Source organism: Alteribacter salitolerans (assembly GCF_016901055.1).
GTDB classification, from domain to species: Bacteria; Bacillota; Bacilli; order Bacillales; family Salisediminibacteriaceae; genus Alteribacter; species Alteribacter keqinensis.
In genome coordinates this window covers 24,177-38,484 of the sequence record NZ_JAFEUX010000008.1, presented here as the reverse complement: position 1 = coordinate 38,484, position 14,308 = coordinate 24,177, and the positions used below count along the sequence as shown (strand labels likewise).

Here is a 14,308-nt window from a genome sequence, read left to right as displayed (position 1 = left end):
GGAGAGGATAACATGCTACTCGGATCACACGTTTCCATGAGCGGGAAGAAAATGCTTCTTGCCTCAAGTGAAGAAGCAGCTTCATACGGTGCAACGACATTTATGATCTATACAGGAGCACCTCAGAATACACGGAGAAAGCCGATTGAAGAGCTTAACATTGAAGCGGGCACTGCTCATATGAAAGAAAACGGGATCAGTAATATTATTGTACATGCTCCTTACATCATTAATATCGGCAATTCGCAAAAGCCAGAGACCTTTGAACTTGGCGTCAACTTTCTTAAAAGTGAAATTGACCGTACCGAAGCTATCGGTGCCAAACAGATTGTGCTTCATCCGGGTGCTCACGTTGGTGCCGGAGCGGACAAAGGGATCGAAAAAATAATTGAAGGTCTAAACGAGGTCTTGGATCCTGAACAAGACGTTCAGATTGCCCTTGAAACAATGGCAGGAAAAGGATCTGAATGCGGCCGGAACTTTGATGAGCTTGCCAGAATTATTGATGGTGTTAATCATAATGAGAAGCTTAGTGTGTGCTTTGACACTTGTCACGTCCACGATGCGGGTTATGATATTGTTAACGATCTCGATGGGGTAATTAATGAATTTGACCGTATTATTGGACTTGACCGTTTAAAGGTTCTTCATGTGAACGACAGTAAGAACGAGCGCGGGGCTCATAAAGACCGTCATGAAAACATCGGATTTGGTCATATCGGCTTTGAAGCACTCACAAAGGTTATTTATCACGATGCTTTTGAAACGGTCCCTAAGATTCTTGAAACTCCTTATGTAGGTACTGATAAAAAGAATAAAAAAGCACCATACCGTTTTGAAATTAACATGATTAAGGAACGAAGTTTTCAGGAAGACTTAAAAGAGAAAATCATGGGTGTGTAAACCAAAGAAAGGCTGGCTTAAGAGGAATATCCTTTTAAGTCAGCCTTTTTTGCTGTTCTGTAAATTTAAACTTGAACTCATGGCCAGTTGATATAATCCTTATAGGGTTCAAGCAGTTTTTCTGCTTTTTTATAAAGGGACGGATCAAGGCTTTTTAACTCGTTTTGCAAAGTAATCATATGTTTTGTATTTCCCACGTCTACTGGTTGTTTTTTCAGGATAGCAATAATTTGTTTGGCCTGCCTCACTGTGAGTGGAATTTTATATTGTTTGCTCAGACGCATCAGTTCTTTGACATCCAACTGATTAATCTTCTGATTTACCAACTGCTGAATAAATGGATTCAAAGGGGATTCCCTCCTTTATACACTTCTATTAACGTATGCAGAACAGGTCGTTTCGTTTCATAAATATGGGGCAATAAAATGTATTGTAAAAGCTTTCTGAAAATTTATAAAGAAATTACTGCCATAATATTGTATACTTTGTAATAAAGACTCTTTGAAATAAAACCTGCCATGAAGAAATGGGGGATATCCTGGGCATGGACTGTCATACTCTAATAAAAAACGAAGAAATAATGGAAACCATTGTAGAAATGTCTTCAGAATGGCTGCTCGTCTTCGATGAAAATGACACCCTTGTTTCACTTACGATACCATCTGAAGAGCAGGGAACGATAAACAGTAAAACATTCTTCACATTATTTCATGAGCACGAAGCGGATCGCTTTCACGTTTTTTTAAGGAAGCTCTCAGAGGGTAAAAAAGCATCCAGTGATTATTTTGAAATGACAGTTAACAATCGTGTGCAGCTGATGCATTTTGAAGGTATGGCACTTTCAGAGGGTGTGCTGTTAAAAGGGAAGAAAGTTAAAGAAGAGGCCGGAGACCTGATAGATGTCTTAAAACATATACCGATTCCTTCTTTTACGATTGATGTAGAAGGAAGAGTCCGATCCTGCAACCACCTCTTTACTGATGTATTAAAAACCCTTGACGAACCTCTTAACACTGACGAACCATATTTAAATGATGACTATTCATTTCACCGGACAATTTCAAAGCTTGCGGATATTGTAAATATGGAAAATCGCAAAGCGGCTGTTGTATTCGAGAAAGAAGAGATACGTCTGACGATTTATGGTCATCTATTATCGCCGACGTTACTGTCTGTCTATATTAAGGATGAAACAGTTGAGCACAGGTTTGAACAACTGCTGACGTATAAGCAGCAGATGGAAAGTGTATCTCAGATAGCGGCGGGAGTCGCACATGAATTGCGTAACCCTCTGTCTGTCATTAAAGGGTTTATTCAGCTTTCCAAGCTGTCTAACAGTTTGAACAAATATTACGAGACCATTTCCTCTGAGATTGACCGGATGAATCTGATTATCGAAGATTTCCTGTCCATGTCGAGAAAAAAAATTGATAAAAAATATGTTCTGCCTTCAGATTTAATGGAGTCCATGCTGATGATTTTCAGGTCTGAGTGTCTTCTGCATGACATTGATTTTCATTTTTCCATAAGAAACTCAAGGCGCTATCTGTATGTGAATGACCAAATGATCAGGCAGGTTTTACTTAATGTGCTTAGAAATTCAATTGAAGCTTACGAAAAAGAAGACAAGGACTGTAAGTTTACGATGCTTACATCAACGTACGGAGACACATATTCTATCGAACTTCAGGATTACGGTCCAGGTATGCCGCCTGATGTCCTGGAAGAAATTTATAAGCCTTTTTTTACTACCAAAGATAAGGGTACAGGTATAGGTATCCCATTATGCAAGAGGATTATCGAGGAGCATAAGGGGACGTTGGATATTGAAAGTGAACCGGGAGAAGGAACGAAAGTAATAATTACTCTTCCCCTTTACGTTGAGATGGAGCCCTGATGCGTTTTTGTTGTTAAGTAAAATGACTGTTTCGGAAGGTGGAGATCCCCTTCTGAAGCAGTTTTTTTTATTTATTTCAGGCTTTGCATAAGCCTTTGGAAATACAGTGACATGCTGAGGTGCGAAACTACCTGTCTCAATAAGCGAAAGTCTGCAGTTTAAGATAAATGATTGAAAATTTCTGTTGAGATCTTTATAATTGTACGTAAGAAGAAAAGTTTACTTAGTGCAACTTTTTAATTTAAGTACAACATTTTCGCGCATGGCACACATCCTTAGCGCGTATCATATATTACAGATGATATCTAATATGGACGTTTATCATACTGTGCATAGAAGAGGAGGAAATACACTATGGCTTTACATGACACCATTGATGTGCGGGAGCTGTCCGTGCATTATCACGGCCATCTTGCATTAAAGGATATTAACTTTTCTGTTGATAAAGGCCAGCTTATCGGGATTATCGGACCGAATGGTGCGGGTAAATCCACGCTGATCAAAGCCATACTCGGTTTGGAAAAAGCAAAAGGAAACGTGCGTTTGTTTGGAGAAACGATCAAAACATACCGTAAGCAAATATCCTATGTGCCGCAGAGAAATTCTATTGACTGGGATTTTCCCGTAAGAGTTGAGGACGTAGTCATGATGGGGAGGTTTGCCCATATCCCGTGGTATAAGAGAAGTTCAAGGAAAGACCGGGAAATGGCAAAGGATGCCCTTGAAAAAGTGGGTATGAGTGAGTTCTCAAAACGACAGATTGGAGAACTTTCCGGAGGTCAGCAGCAGCGTGTTTTTATTGCACGTGCTTTGGCGCAGAATGCCGATGTCTTCTTTCTGGATGAACCCTTTGTAGGGATTGATATGAAGTCTGAGGAAATCATTGTCAGGCTTTTGCATCAGCTGCGTGACAGTGGAAAGACGATTTTTGTCGTGCATCATGATCTAAGCAAAGTAGAGAAATATTTTGATCAGCTTATTTTGTTGAATCAGGAGTTAATCTCTGCCGGCTCAGTAAAGGATGTTTACACTCCTGAGTTTTTAAAGCGGGCTTATCAGGGGAGTGCAGCCGTTTTAGATGATAATGAAGGTTTTCTGGTGGTGAGCCAATGATTGAACAGATTTTAAGCTTTTTGGATCAGGTCGCACGGTATCCCTACTTACAAAATGCCATGCTTGCAGCGGTACTCGTAGGGATCATCTGCGGTGTAATTGGCTGCTATATTATCCTAAGAGGCATGGCCCTCATGGGGGACGCTATTTCCCATGCTGTTCTGCCGGGTGTGGTTATTGCCTATATGATCGGCGTCAACTTTTTTATCGGTGCGGTTATTACCGGTGTAATTACTGCTCTTTCAATCGGTTATATTTCACAAAACAGCAGGATAAAAGAAGACTCAGCTATAGGAATCATGTTTACTGCCATGTTTGCCCTTGGGGTGGTTCTGATTACAGCTATGCGTGGCTCAAGTGTTGATTTGTGGCATATTTTATTTGGTAATGTACTCGCTGTTTCCAGAACGGATTTATGGATAACCTTTGGTATCGGGGTATTTGTTCTCCTGGCAGTATTTATTTTTTACCGTCCTCTGCTTCTCAGTACTTTTGATGAAACAATGGCAAAAGCAACCGGACTTCCGGTACAGTTTATTCATTATATGCTCATGCTGCTTCTTTCACTTGTAACAGTAGCGTCGCTGCAGACAGTAGGAATTATCCTCGTTGTTGCTATGCTAATTACACCTGGGGCGACTGCGTACCTTCTAACTGACAGATTTCCGGTTATGCTCGGCCTGTCAGCCTTGTTTGGTGTTATTTCAGCAGTAGTCGGTCTGTTTTTCTCGGTTGTTTACGACGTATCTTCGGGAGCTTCTATTGTTCTGGTCGCTTCAGCCTTATTCTGTCTGGCACTCTTCTTTTCGCCCAGACAGGGAATCGTGTTCAGGTTTTTCCGTTCAGTAAGTGCGAGGCAAAGTTAATGTTTTTAACAGTTGAATATAGGGAAAAGAGATTATCAGACATAGATAGTCTCTTTTATTTTACACAAATTACCAAAAGGGTTTGAAAGGCAGTAATTCAAGCCCGATCATGGACCTGTGTTGGAAAAAGGAGAATAACGGAGATTGATAGAGTAATTCAGAGGTAATTCTTTGTGGAGACAGATGACCTCTGTTTAAAGCCGGGGAAGAAACAATGACCCGTTTGCGAAATTTGTCGAATGGGCGTATTATATACTCTCGTGTAAGAGAGGTTGACTGTTCTCCAAGGAGGGACATTCATTCATGAAAAAAAACCAACGGATAATCTTTATTGCAGCAGCCGCTTTTGTATTACTTGGCGGTACTTCTATTGTACTCGCTTTCCAAAATATTCAAATGCAAGAGCAGGTTGAAGAAATAAAAGCTGAAAAGCAAAAACAAAAAGAGCAGCAGATTCTGGAGGAAGAAATGGCGAGAATGGAGACCTATATCGACACCCTTCCGGACGATTATGAACTGGCAGGTTATGACTCCTGGCAGCGTGCTTCAATTATAGCTGATCATTTATATGAAGACAGTGACGGCAGGTTTAAGGAAGAGTGGGGCACATTTCTTGCACTTGAAGCAGAGAGAAAAAACATTGACCCGTTTCTTGTGTATGAATTGTTAAGAGTTGAAACAGGTGATACTTTTGACCCTGAAACAGTCGGTCCGGAAACCCAGTATGGACATGCTTACGGAATGGCACAGTTTATGAAGAATACCGGTCCCTGGATTGCTGATATGGCAGACCTCCCTTATGAAGACGATCTGCTATTTGACCCGTTTTATTCCATACAGTTGTCTGTAGTTTACCTGGAATTCCTGTACAGCCAGTACGAAGACTGGGATTACGCCCTGACCGCGTATCACCGTGGAATTTACGGTATGGAAGCTTACGTTGAAGAACATGGAGATGCAAAAAGCTGGTATGCTGTGGAAATTCAGGAGAATGCAGAAGAAAACCAGCAGTTGGTCACACTGGATTACTAATATTGGCAGCTTTGCATTAGAGAGCGACTCATAAGGTATGCAGCCTTTTAGTCGCTCTCTTTTTCATGACTTTTTTATTCCTCTTCATCCAGGAAGTATTCTGAAGCAAGTTGGTAAAAGGCGAGCTGACTTTGTACAGGTCGTTCATTTTTCTTTCTTTTTATATATTTATACAAGCCATCCTTAGTCTGAATTCGTGCTTTTGTATTATCTTTTAATGTAATATCAAAAATCTCTTTAATTCTTGCTTTACAATAAGCACTTTCAATCGGGAAAAGAATTTCGATTCTTTTTTCCATATTACGGGTCATCCAGTCTGCAGAAGAAAGATATGTGTTTTCATCTCCATTGTTATAAAAGTAGAAGATTCGACTGTGTTCAAGGAAACGGTCAACGATTGACCTTACTGTAATATTGTCACTCACTCCGGAGATTCCGGGTTTTAAACAGCATATTCCCCGGACGATTAAATCAATCTTTACTCCGGCCTGACTGGCTTCATAAAGCTTTAGGATTATCGTCTTATCGGTCAGTGAGTTCATTTTGGCCAAAATACGGCCGCTTCCGTGATTTTTTTGGTTTTCAATCTCCCGGTCGATAAGTCTGATTAACTGATCGCGGATGCCAAATGGAGATGTATAGATTTTTTTCCACTTCGGTTTACTCCTGAACCCGCTTAAGTGGTTAAAGAAATTGGTGGCATCTTCCCCGAACTCTTCATTACAGGTGATTATTCCTATGTCTGTATACAGCTTAGCGGTAGTATCGTTATAATTTCCTGTACTCAGGTGGACAAACCGTTCAATCTTCCCTTGATTTTGACGAACGATTAAGGTGATTTTACTATGGGTTTTCAGGCCGGTAATACCATAGATGACGTGTACGCCTGACTTCTCAAGTTTTTTAGCCCATTGAATATTGTTTTCTTCGTCAAAGCGTGCTTTGAGCTCCACGAGGACCGTTACTTGTTTCCCACCCTCAGCAGCAGTGGCAAGTGCCTTAATGATAGGAGAATCACCACTTACACGGTAAAGTGTTTGTTTTATGGCAAGTACATCCGGATCATTTGCAGCCTGGGTAATCCAGTCTACGATTGGCTGGAATGACTCATAAGGGTGATGGAATAAGAGATCGTCCTTTAATGCAGCTGAAAATAGATCACCTTCATTGATCAGGTCCAGTGGTGGTTTTGGAATAAGTGTTTCATTGACCAGGTGCTCAAAATAAGGCGCAAGTTGCTGATAAAAGAAAATCAAAAAGGAGAGGTCAATCGGTCCTTTAACTTCGTAAACATCATCCTGATTAATATCAAGAGCATTTAGTAAAAATATCAGTACTTTTTGCTCCATGTTTCCCGCCTGCATTTCAAGCCTTACAGCAGCTCCGGATTTACGTTTTATCAGTTCTTTTTCAATCTGTCTCAAAAGATCCCGTGCTCCTTCTTCATGAATCGTCAGATCTGCATTTCGTGTGATCCTGAAAGGAGATACGGATTTAACTTTGAAGCCGGTAAACAGACGGTCAATAAAGTGACTTATTACCTCTTCCAGCATAATGAACAGTCTTGTTTTTTCTGTGCCGGACAGCTCAATATAACGGGTTAAAAGAGCTGGCACCTGAACAATTGCCAGCTTCTCGCGTTCACCGCCCAGCACAACTGCCAGGTTTAAACTTTTGTTTAACAGCATAGGAAAGGGACGGCGGGAATCAATGGCTATTGGTGTTAATACAGGAAGAATATACTGGTTAAATTGCTTTTCAATATAAATAAGCTGGTCAGAGGAGAGCTCTTTAATCGTGAGAAACCGGATGTCTTCTTTGTAAAGCTGAGGCTTAATGGTTTCGTTAAACAATTCATATTCGTGTTTTACAAGCTGGTGGTTTGCCATGCTGATTTTTTGAAGCTGTTCTCTTGGTGTTAACCCTGCCTTGTTCTCCGGTTTGTTAAATCCAGCTTTGACCTGGTCTTTAAGGCCTGCAACACGTACCATAAAGAACTCATCAAGATTTGTGCTGAAAATCGCAAGGAACTTTAACCGTTCCAGTAAAGGGTTTTGTTCATCAGCCGCTTCTTCCAGAACACGTTTATTAAAAGCAAGCCAGCTTAATTCCCGGTTAATGTAATAAGCCGGGTTGTTTGAATCTGCATTTTTTTTGCCCGTTTTGTCAGATGTATTTTTCATCATCGGCTTTCACCATCCATCATCAATCTTTCTTTAATGACCCGAGTGCAGCAAACGAAAGTAAAGCAAGTTTTAGGAGCGTGGTACTATTGCACGGTGTTTTCAGCAACCGCCACTGCTGTTTTTAAGAGAGAATATCAATTTTTATCCCAAATGCACGCTCAACATGTTTTTTATATTTCTGTGCATGAAACTCCTCGAAGTAAGCTTCTTTTCTTTTTTCAAGTTTTAAGTGGAGCACGTCTTTACTGTCTGAAGGAGCAAGAAGCACTTTTTCAACCGATCCTTGTTTAGACCGGTCCAGTCCGTAAGCAAGCCTTAAAATGGCACCGAGCTTTTCGTAACGGGAAAACTCATCCTCTTTAATCCAGTGTCTGAAGGGAGTTGCATACTGATTCAAAAGAGAACGGTTACGAAAAGATGCGAGAAGGGCTACACCGAGCCTTTTGCCATGAGAGAGACCGTGGATGGACTGATTAGTAAGGAGGTAAAAGGTGTGCTGTGATCTCGACTCCGGATGGATTGATTCTCCGATATAAAAAACCCTGGCCGCCAGCTGAAGGAGATGTATATCCTCATGGCTGGCCGGTTCTCCTGTATGTTCTTTAAGTGTATGTGCCAGGTAGGTGGCAAGAACAGAGATCCGCTTCTGGTGATCATAGTCAAGATTATAATTACGGCTTAACTGGTAAAAACTTTCTTCTGTTACATTTGGAAAGGTCTCTATTCCTATTTCTTTTAACAGGGTTTCGAAAAACACACCTTCTCTCAGGCCTTTGCTGCTTACCACATATTGTTGGGACCCGGTGTATTCAATGAGAGTCTGAATAACAACGATAGCCGGCAGAATAATATCGGCTCTGTCTTTAGAAAGGCCATCCACCTGCTGGCGCTTTTTCAGTGTCATGGATTCCAGTCTTTCATAAACAGAAACCACATCTTTTAATGTCATTTCAAATTGATGAAGTCCTGAGAGGGGATAGTCTATACTATGCTGATGAACGAGAGCAAGATTTCTTGCGCTTCCCCCGATCCCGATTACAGGACCGGCAGCCTCTTTAAGCCAGGGGAGAGAGTCGAATGATTGAAGTAAAAACCGGCTGAGTTTTTTTGTTTCGGAGGGGAGGGGAGAGTCGCCTTCAAGAAAGTTCTGTTTCAGGGTCAATGCCCCAAAAGGAAAGCTGTGGTAATGTTTTAATTTTCGGTCTTTAAAAATGGTGATTTCTGTACTTCCACCTCCAATATCGACGGTAATTCCAGTGCTGATATCAGTAGAGTTTACAACAGCAAGGTAGCCGTAACAGGCTTCTTCTTTTTCTGAAATAACATCAAATGTCATTTCAGTATAGCCTTTGAGGAGCTTTTCGATTTCCGGACGGTTTGATGCGTTTCGCACGGCAGCAGTGGCAACTCCGCGTATTTCACTAACATTGTACCGGTCAAGTACAGAGCAAAAACGGTCCAGAGTTTCCTTAATTATATTCATTCCTTTATTTGAAAGGCTTCCGTCATTCATTATATGAGAGCTTAAACGGGCAACGACTTTCAGGTTTTGAATTTCCCGGTAACACCGGTCTTCATTAATTTCGAAAATAACAAGACGAATGGAGTTCGAGCCCAAATCGATAATGGCTGTTTGTTTATGCATATCATCACGTCCTTAAAAGGTAGGATTCTGCTCTTCATTATAAACGTTTTTATCTTGAAAAACGACTGAGCCCCGCCCCGGTGCTGTAATGTTTACAAACATAAACCCCTCATGTATACTACTGGAAGGAATAAATCGTAATCGTTCTTAAACGACAGCGATAAAGGGCTGTGGATACTATGGACAAAAAGCAATCAATTATTGAAATAAACAACCTCTCATTTGCCTATAATGGGCGTAATGTACTTGAAGATATTAATTTGTCGATTAAACCGGGATCCTTTCTTGGGCTTGTCGGTCCGAATGGATCTGGGAAGTCGACGTTAATCAAATGCCTTTTAGGGCTTTTGAATCCTGAACAAGGGGAAATCCGCTTGTTCGGTGAAAAGCTTGGACGCTTTCATAAATGGGAGGACATCGGTTTTGTGAGTCAAAAGGCGAACAGTTTTAACAGTGGATTCCCTGCAACGGTTTTTGAAGTTGTTTCCATGGGGCTGTACGGGAAGGTAGGGCTTTTTCGATTTTTAACCAAAAAGCATAAAGAAAAGGTAAGAGAAGCGATTGAACAAGTAGAGATGGAAGAGTTTATGCACAAAAATATCGGCCAGCTTTCCGGTGGTCAGCAGCAGCGGGTATTTATTGCCCGGGCATTAGTCAGTGAGCCGAAGCTGTTAATTCTAGATGAACCGACTGTAGGTGTGGATGCCAAAAGTGTGAAGCGCTTCTACACGATGCTGAAGGACTTAAATCGCAATAAAGGCATTACCCTTGTTCTTGTTACCCATGATATTGGAGCGATGACTGAATATGTGACGGATGTAGCCTGCTTAAATAAACACCTTCACTTCCATGGTGACACGGAAGAGTATGAGGAGCAGGAAGATGATATGATGTCCAGAATGTACGGTCATGACGTCCAGATTATTACACACAACCATGACCCCCACCATGATCATTCCGCTGACGGAGGTCGTGAGTCTTGATCAGCGTATTTTTTCAGTATGACTTTTTAAAATATGCCTTGTATACGGGACTTATGGTTGGTTTTCTTGCACCGTTTCTTGGTGTCTTTCTTGTGGTAAGGCGCTTATCCCTTATAGCTGACGCCTTGTCGCATATTACGTTATCCGGTATAGCATTCAGTCTTTTACTCGGAAGGTATTACGGTTTTTTTGCCGGTTTAAACCCTATTTATATGGGAGCAGCCTTTTCTGTCGGCGGGGCCTTGATGATTGAGAGGCTCCGGACCGTTTATGTATACTACAAAGAGCTGGCTATTCCTATCATCTTATCTGCCGGGATCGGGATCGGTGTTGTGTTTATCAGCCTGGCAAATGGATTTAATAATGATTTGTTTAACTACCTCTTCGGAAGCGTAGTGGCTGTGAGCCGGTCGGATTTTCATTTGATTATTGCTATAACGGCTATTGTTACTCTTTTACTTATTCTGTTCTATAAAGAGCTGTTCTTCCTCAGTTTTGACGAAGATCAGGCCGTAGTAGCAGGAATCCCACGGCGCTTTTTGCACGTTTTGTTTATTATCATGGTCGCCCTTGTTATTGCTGCTTCAATGAGGATAGTGGGAATTTTGCTCGTATCTTCATTAATGACACTTCCTGTAGCTGCAGCCATGCGGCTTGCCAGAGGCTTTAAACAGATGTTTATCTACGCCGTCCTGTTTGGGGAAATATCTGTCATTACCGGCCTTGTAAGTGCGTTTCATCTGGATCTTGCTCCAGGAGGGACGATCGTAATTGTTAACGTTATAATTTTATTAGTGGTTGTGCTGCTCACTCGAAAACGGGTGTAAAAGGTGTGTAAATGATGGAACTATTACAGCAACTTACGTTCTTGGAACGGGGCATTCTTGCCGGTTTGATTATCGGGTTTGTCTGCCCGCTCCTCGGGGCATTTTTACTTGTGAGAAGAATTACAATAATTTCAGAAGCTTTATCCCATATTACTTTAACAGGAATTGCTGCAGGGGTCTTTTTAAGCCAGTCTGCATTATGGCTGGGCTTTATTAATCCACTTTATACAGGGCTTGTTTTCTCTCTTGCCGGTTCTTTGCTTGTGGAAAAATTAAGACAGATTTACAAGCATTTTCAGGAGCTTGCTATACCAATTATTTTATCGTCGGGAATCGGGATTGGTGCCATTTTAATCAGCCTTTCCCAAGGGTCCTATAACGAGTGGTACAATTATTTGTTCGGCAGCATTGTCACTGTAGGCCTCGGAGACCTTGGGTTTATCTTTTTTACGGGACTTCTTGCATTAACGATTCTTATTATGTTTTATAAAGAACTGCTGTCTATCTCATTTGACCAGGAGTTTGCAAAAACATCCGGCATAGGGGTGCGGCGGATTAACTTTTTCTTTTCCCTTCTCATTGCACTTGTGATTTCAATGTCAATGAAAGTCGTGGGGATCTTACTTGTCGGTGCCATGGTTACTCTTCCTGTTGCAGCAAGCATTCAACTGGCGAAAAGTTTTCGTCAGGTTGTCATTCTCGGCATTGTGTTCGGTGAACTGGCAATGATCGGAGGAATCTTTTTTTCTTATCATCTGAATGTGGCAACAGGCGGGATGATTGTTGTAACAGGTGTCGTTTTACTTCTTGCTGCTGTTGTATTGAAACGGTTCAGAACCGGGTTAGCATAAAACGGGAGGGTATACGAGTATGGATGTAAAAGAAGCGTTAACGATTATGAAGGATAAAGGGTACAAATATACGGATAAACGTGAAGATATTCTTACTTTGTTTTCTGACGAAAAACGGTATCTGGCAGCGAAGGATGTCCTCGCATCTTTACAAGCCAGATATTCGGGATTGAGTTTTGATACGATTTACCGTAACTTATCTCTGTTTACGGAGTTGGGGATTTTGGAGGAAACGGAACTCGAAGGTGAAAAAAAATTCCGGTTTGCCTGTTCCACCTCTGATCATCATCACCACCTGATTTGTGTGGATTGCGGTAAGACAAAGCATATTCATAATTGCCCGATGGATGCTATAGAAGATGATGCGGATGGTTTTAAAATCACAGGACATAAATTTGAGATATACGGATATTGCGGGGAATGTGGGGAGAAGCGCGCATAGTGGAGAGCACCGCCTTTTGGGCGGTGTTTTTGTGTGGATTTTTAGTCTGAGTGGTTTGTTTTTTTGGATGGATTTTTTACTTTTCGCAGTTTATTTTTCAGGATTAGAGTTTTATTCTTCAGTTTCGCTAGTATATTTTTCAATTGTGCTTTTGAACAGCTGATTAAAATCATAAATACACTTTTTCGTACCCAATTATGGGGAACAGCTAATCTTTGCAACAGCCTTGTTAATTTAGAACCATTTGTAAACCGTGAGAAGCTTCAGAGGTATGTTGCGAGGCTTTCGTATCAAAATCATCATCCTTTCTGCGAACGTATATTCGGCTTGAGTGTTAAAAATCCTTCAAAAACAAAAAAAGCCGGCACAGGTCCGGCTTTTTTTATCACTGATATTCCTGCATCTCTCATCAAAATAAATGCTACGCTAAAATTTAATTCCTTATTCAAATAAATTGCGGACAGTCTGTCTGGCTTCCTGCCAGCTGTTAACCCGATGCACAAGCTTTGGGACAGGGTCCTGATTGTATGGTGTATTCATAAGCACCACAGGAATATCGCACTCCTCGGCAATGTTTACAGCATTGTCGTGTTTGTCTTCAAAAAAAGCATGTACGCGGTGCTTTTTAACAGCTCCGATTTTATCGTGCTTTCCAATAAGCTCTATGTGGTGGTAGGGTAGTTTATTCGTATCGAACCAGTCCTTTGTAAGCTCGGAAAAGCGGCTGTTTCTGGCACTGATGTAAAAAAGCTCGTGTTTTCTTTCCCACTCCAGAAGGGTTTTTTTAGCTTCTGCAGCAAGCTTAGCCTCAGAGTAGAGGTTTCCTTCATGCTTTTGCATCCACGTCCAGAAATCCTCTTTACTGATTCCCAGGACATTACTTAAATCATACTCCGTGATATCATCCAGTGTCAGTTCACGTTTAAAATGTTCGTTCAAAGCCGGAATAAACGTTGCCGGATCCGTAATCGTACCATCAATATCAATGCCAAACCTGTATAAATTCTTCATATTTACTTAGAACACCTTCCTATCTCCAGTATTTACACACAATTGTGCGGGGTCAGACCCCCGGGCTCGTCGCATACTATGGTTACGTCCGAATGATAAAAGGGGGAGAACCATGGACGAACGCAACAAGCGAGAGCGTGATTTGCGTCTTGTGGAAGAAGAACGAGACGATTTTAATGAACGGGAAGCCGATCAGGAGTATGACCGCGAATACCGTGAAGAAACGGCTGCTGAGGTAGCACCGGATGCCCGGCTGACGGATACGGCCGCTGATAATGACGGAGAAGCGGATTATACGGAAGACGCAACAGAAGGCAAGGGCTTAGGCGCAATTGCTGTAGCCTTGGCTATTGTCAGCTTGTTTTTCCTGCCTGTCATTTTAGGGGCAGCGGCAATCGTAATGGGCTTTATCACCCGTGCCAAGGGGCATGCCGGTCTCGGATATACGGCAATTGGTATCGGAGCCTTCTCAATCATTATCAGTTTGTTTTTGTCACCGTTCTTTTAACCGTAAAACCCTTAAAACTCCAGATGAAAGGCGCACACTCAAAC

Annotated in this window: 14 protein-coding genes; 10 read left to right on the top strand and 4 right to left on the bottom strand. The window is 41.6% G+C overall.

Annotation, left to right across the window (positions count from 1 at the left end; translation table 11 throughout):
• Positions 1-12 precede the first annotated feature (12 nt).
• Positions 13-903, top strand: coding sequence for a deoxyribonuclease IV (locus JSY36_RS15205; protein ID WP_205167011.1), 891 nt, complete (start codon positions 13-15; stop codon positions 901-903).
• Between the two features lie 77 nt (positions 904-980).
• On the opposite strand, the gene JSY36_RS15200 is transcribed toward JSY36_RS15205, so the two are convergent.
• Positions 981-1,250, bottom strand: coding sequence for a DUF2624 family protein (locus JSY36_RS15200; protein ID WP_122896414.1), 270 nt, complete (start codon positions 1,248-1,250; stop codon positions 981-983).
• A gap of 197 nt (positions 1,251-1,447) precedes the next feature.
• Between JSY36_RS15200 and JSY36_RS15195 the strand changes: the two genes are divergently transcribed.
• From JSY36_RS15195 to JSY36_RS15180, 4 genes are all read left to right on the top strand, one after another.
• Positions 1,448-2,800, top strand: a complete 1,353-nt coding sequence (locus tag JSY36_RS15195; protein WP_205167010.1) for a two-component system sensor histidine kinase NtrB — start codon at positions 1,448-1,450, stop codon at positions 2,798-2,800.
• A gap of 354 nt (positions 2,801-3,154) precedes the next feature.
• Positions 3,155-3,913, top strand: a complete 759-nt coding sequence (locus JSY36_RS15190; protein WP_122896416.1) for a metal ABC transporter ATP-binding protein — start codon at positions 3,155-3,157, stop codon at positions 3,911-3,913.
• Entirely contained in the window at positions 3,910-4,779 is an 870-nt protein-coding gene (locus JSY36_RS15185) for a metal ABC transporter permease (RefSeq protein ID WP_122896417.1), read from the top strand. Before JSY36_RS15190 ends, JSY36_RS15185 begins: the two co-directional genes overlap by 4 nt.
• 303 nt (positions 4,780-5,082) lie before the next feature.
• The gene (locus JSY36_RS15180) at positions 5,083-5,811 is read left to right on the top strand and encodes a transglycosylase SLT domain-containing protein (RefSeq protein WP_205167009.1); all 729 of its coding nucleotides are present in this window, start codon (positions 5,083-5,085) and stop codon (positions 5,809-5,811) included.
• Between the two features lie 74 nt (positions 5,812-5,885).
• Here JSY36_RS15180 and JSY36_RS15175 read toward each other — a convergent pair whose 3' ends face one another.
• The gene (locus JSY36_RS15175) at positions 5,886-7,997 is read right to left on the bottom strand and encodes an RNA degradosome polyphosphate kinase (protein WP_272873303.1); all 2,112 of its coding nucleotides are present in this window, start codon (positions 7,995-7,997) and stop codon (positions 5,886-5,888) included.
• 121 nt (positions 7,998-8,118) lie between these two features.
• The gene (locus JSY36_RS15170) at positions 8,119-9,642 is read right to left on the bottom strand and encodes a Ppx/GppA phosphatase family protein (protein ID WP_205167008.1); all 1,524 of its coding nucleotides are present in this window, start codon (positions 9,640-9,642) and stop codon (positions 8,119-8,121) included.
• A gap of 179 nt (positions 9,643-9,821) precedes the next feature.
• Here JSY36_RS15170 and JSY36_RS15165 point away from each other — a divergent pair, with 179 nt between their 5' ends.
• Genes JSY36_RS15165 through JSY36_RS15150 form a run of 4 tightly spaced genes read left to right on the top strand, consistent with a single transcriptional unit; the run spans position 9,822 to position 12,745 of the window.
• Positions 9,822-10,625, top strand: a complete 804-nt coding sequence (locus JSY36_RS15165) for a metal ABC transporter ATP-binding protein (RefSeq protein ID WP_122896420.1) — start codon at positions 9,822-9,824, stop codon at positions 10,623-10,625.
• Positions 10,622-11,452, top strand: a complete 831-nt coding sequence (locus tag JSY36_RS15160; RefSeq protein ID WP_205167007.1) for a metal ABC transporter permease — start codon at positions 10,622-10,624, stop codon at positions 11,450-11,452. The genes JSY36_RS15165 and JSY36_RS15160 overlap by 4 nt, the downstream gene beginning before the upstream one ends.
• A gap of 11 nt (positions 11,453-11,463) precedes the next feature.
• On the top strand, positions 11,464-12,303 hold the full coding sequence (locus JSY36_RS15155; protein WP_336511502.1) for a metal ABC transporter permease: 840 nt from the start codon (positions 11,464-11,466) through the stop codon (positions 12,301-12,303).
• 19 nt (positions 12,304-12,322) lie between these two features.
• A complete protein-coding gene (locus JSY36_RS15150; protein WP_122896423.1) occupies positions 12,323-12,745 on the top strand; it encodes a Fur family transcriptional regulator in 423 nt (140 codons plus the stop codon).
• A gap of 441 nt (positions 12,746-13,186) precedes the next feature.
• On the opposite strand, the gene JSY36_RS15145 is transcribed toward JSY36_RS15150, so the two are convergent.
• Positions 13,187-13,756, bottom strand: coding sequence for a 5' nucleotidase, NT5C type (locus JSY36_RS15145; protein WP_122896424.1), 570 nt, complete (start codon positions 13,754-13,756; stop codon positions 13,187-13,189).
• Between the two features lie 112 nt (positions 13,757-13,868).
• Between JSY36_RS15145 and JSY36_RS15140 the strand changes: the two genes are divergently transcribed.
• Positions 13,869-14,264, top strand: a complete 396-nt coding sequence (locus tag JSY36_RS15140) for a DUF308 domain-containing protein (RefSeq protein ID WP_122896425.1) — start codon at positions 13,869-13,871, stop codon at positions 14,262-14,264.
• Positions 14,265-14,308: the final 44 nt, after the last annotated feature.

Coding starts and splice junctions, on each gene's coding strand:
- JSY36_RS15205 (WP_205167011.1), top strand. CDS start 13: ATGCTACTCGGATCACACGTTTCCATGAGCGGGAAGAAAATGCTTCTT.
- JSY36_RS15195 (WP_205167010.1), top strand. CDS start 1,448: ATGGACTGTCATACTCTAATAAAAAACGAAGAAATAATGGAAACCATT.
- JSY36_RS15190 (WP_122896416.1), top strand. CDS start 3,155: ATGGCTTTACATGACACCATTGATGTGCGGGAGCTGTCCGTGCATTAT.
- JSY36_RS15185 (WP_122896417.1), top strand. CDS start 3,910: ATGATTGAACAGATTTTAAGCTTTTTGGATCAGGTCGCACGGTATCCC.
- JSY36_RS15180 (WP_205167009.1), top strand. CDS start 5,083: ATGAAAAAAAACCAACGGATAATCTTTATTGCAGCAGCCGCTTTTGTA.
- JSY36_RS15175 (WP_272873303.1), bottom strand. CDS start 7,997: ATGATGAAAAATACATCTGACAAAACGGGCAAAAAAAATGCAGATTCA.
- JSY36_RS15170 (WP_205167008.1), bottom strand. CDS start 9,642: ATGCATAAACAAACAGCCATTATCGATTTGGGCTCGAACTCCATTCGT.
- JSY36_RS15165 (WP_122896420.1), top strand. CDS start 9,822: ATGGACAAAAAGCAATCAATTATTGAAATAAACAACCTCTCATTTGCC.
- JSY36_RS15155 (WP_336511502.1), top strand. CDS start 11,464: ATGATGGAACTATTACAGCAACTTACGTTCTTGGAACGGGGCATTCTT.
- JSY36_RS15150 (WP_122896423.1), top strand. CDS start 12,323: ATGGATGTAAAAGAAGCGTTAACGATTATGAAGGATAAAGGGTACAAA.
- JSY36_RS15145 (WP_122896424.1), bottom strand. CDS start 13,756: ATGAAGAATTTATACAGGTTTGGCATTGATATTGATGGTACGATTACG.
- JSY36_RS15140 (WP_122896425.1), top strand. CDS start 13,869: ATGGACGAACGCAACAAGCGAGAGCGTGATTTGCGTCTTGTGGAAGAA.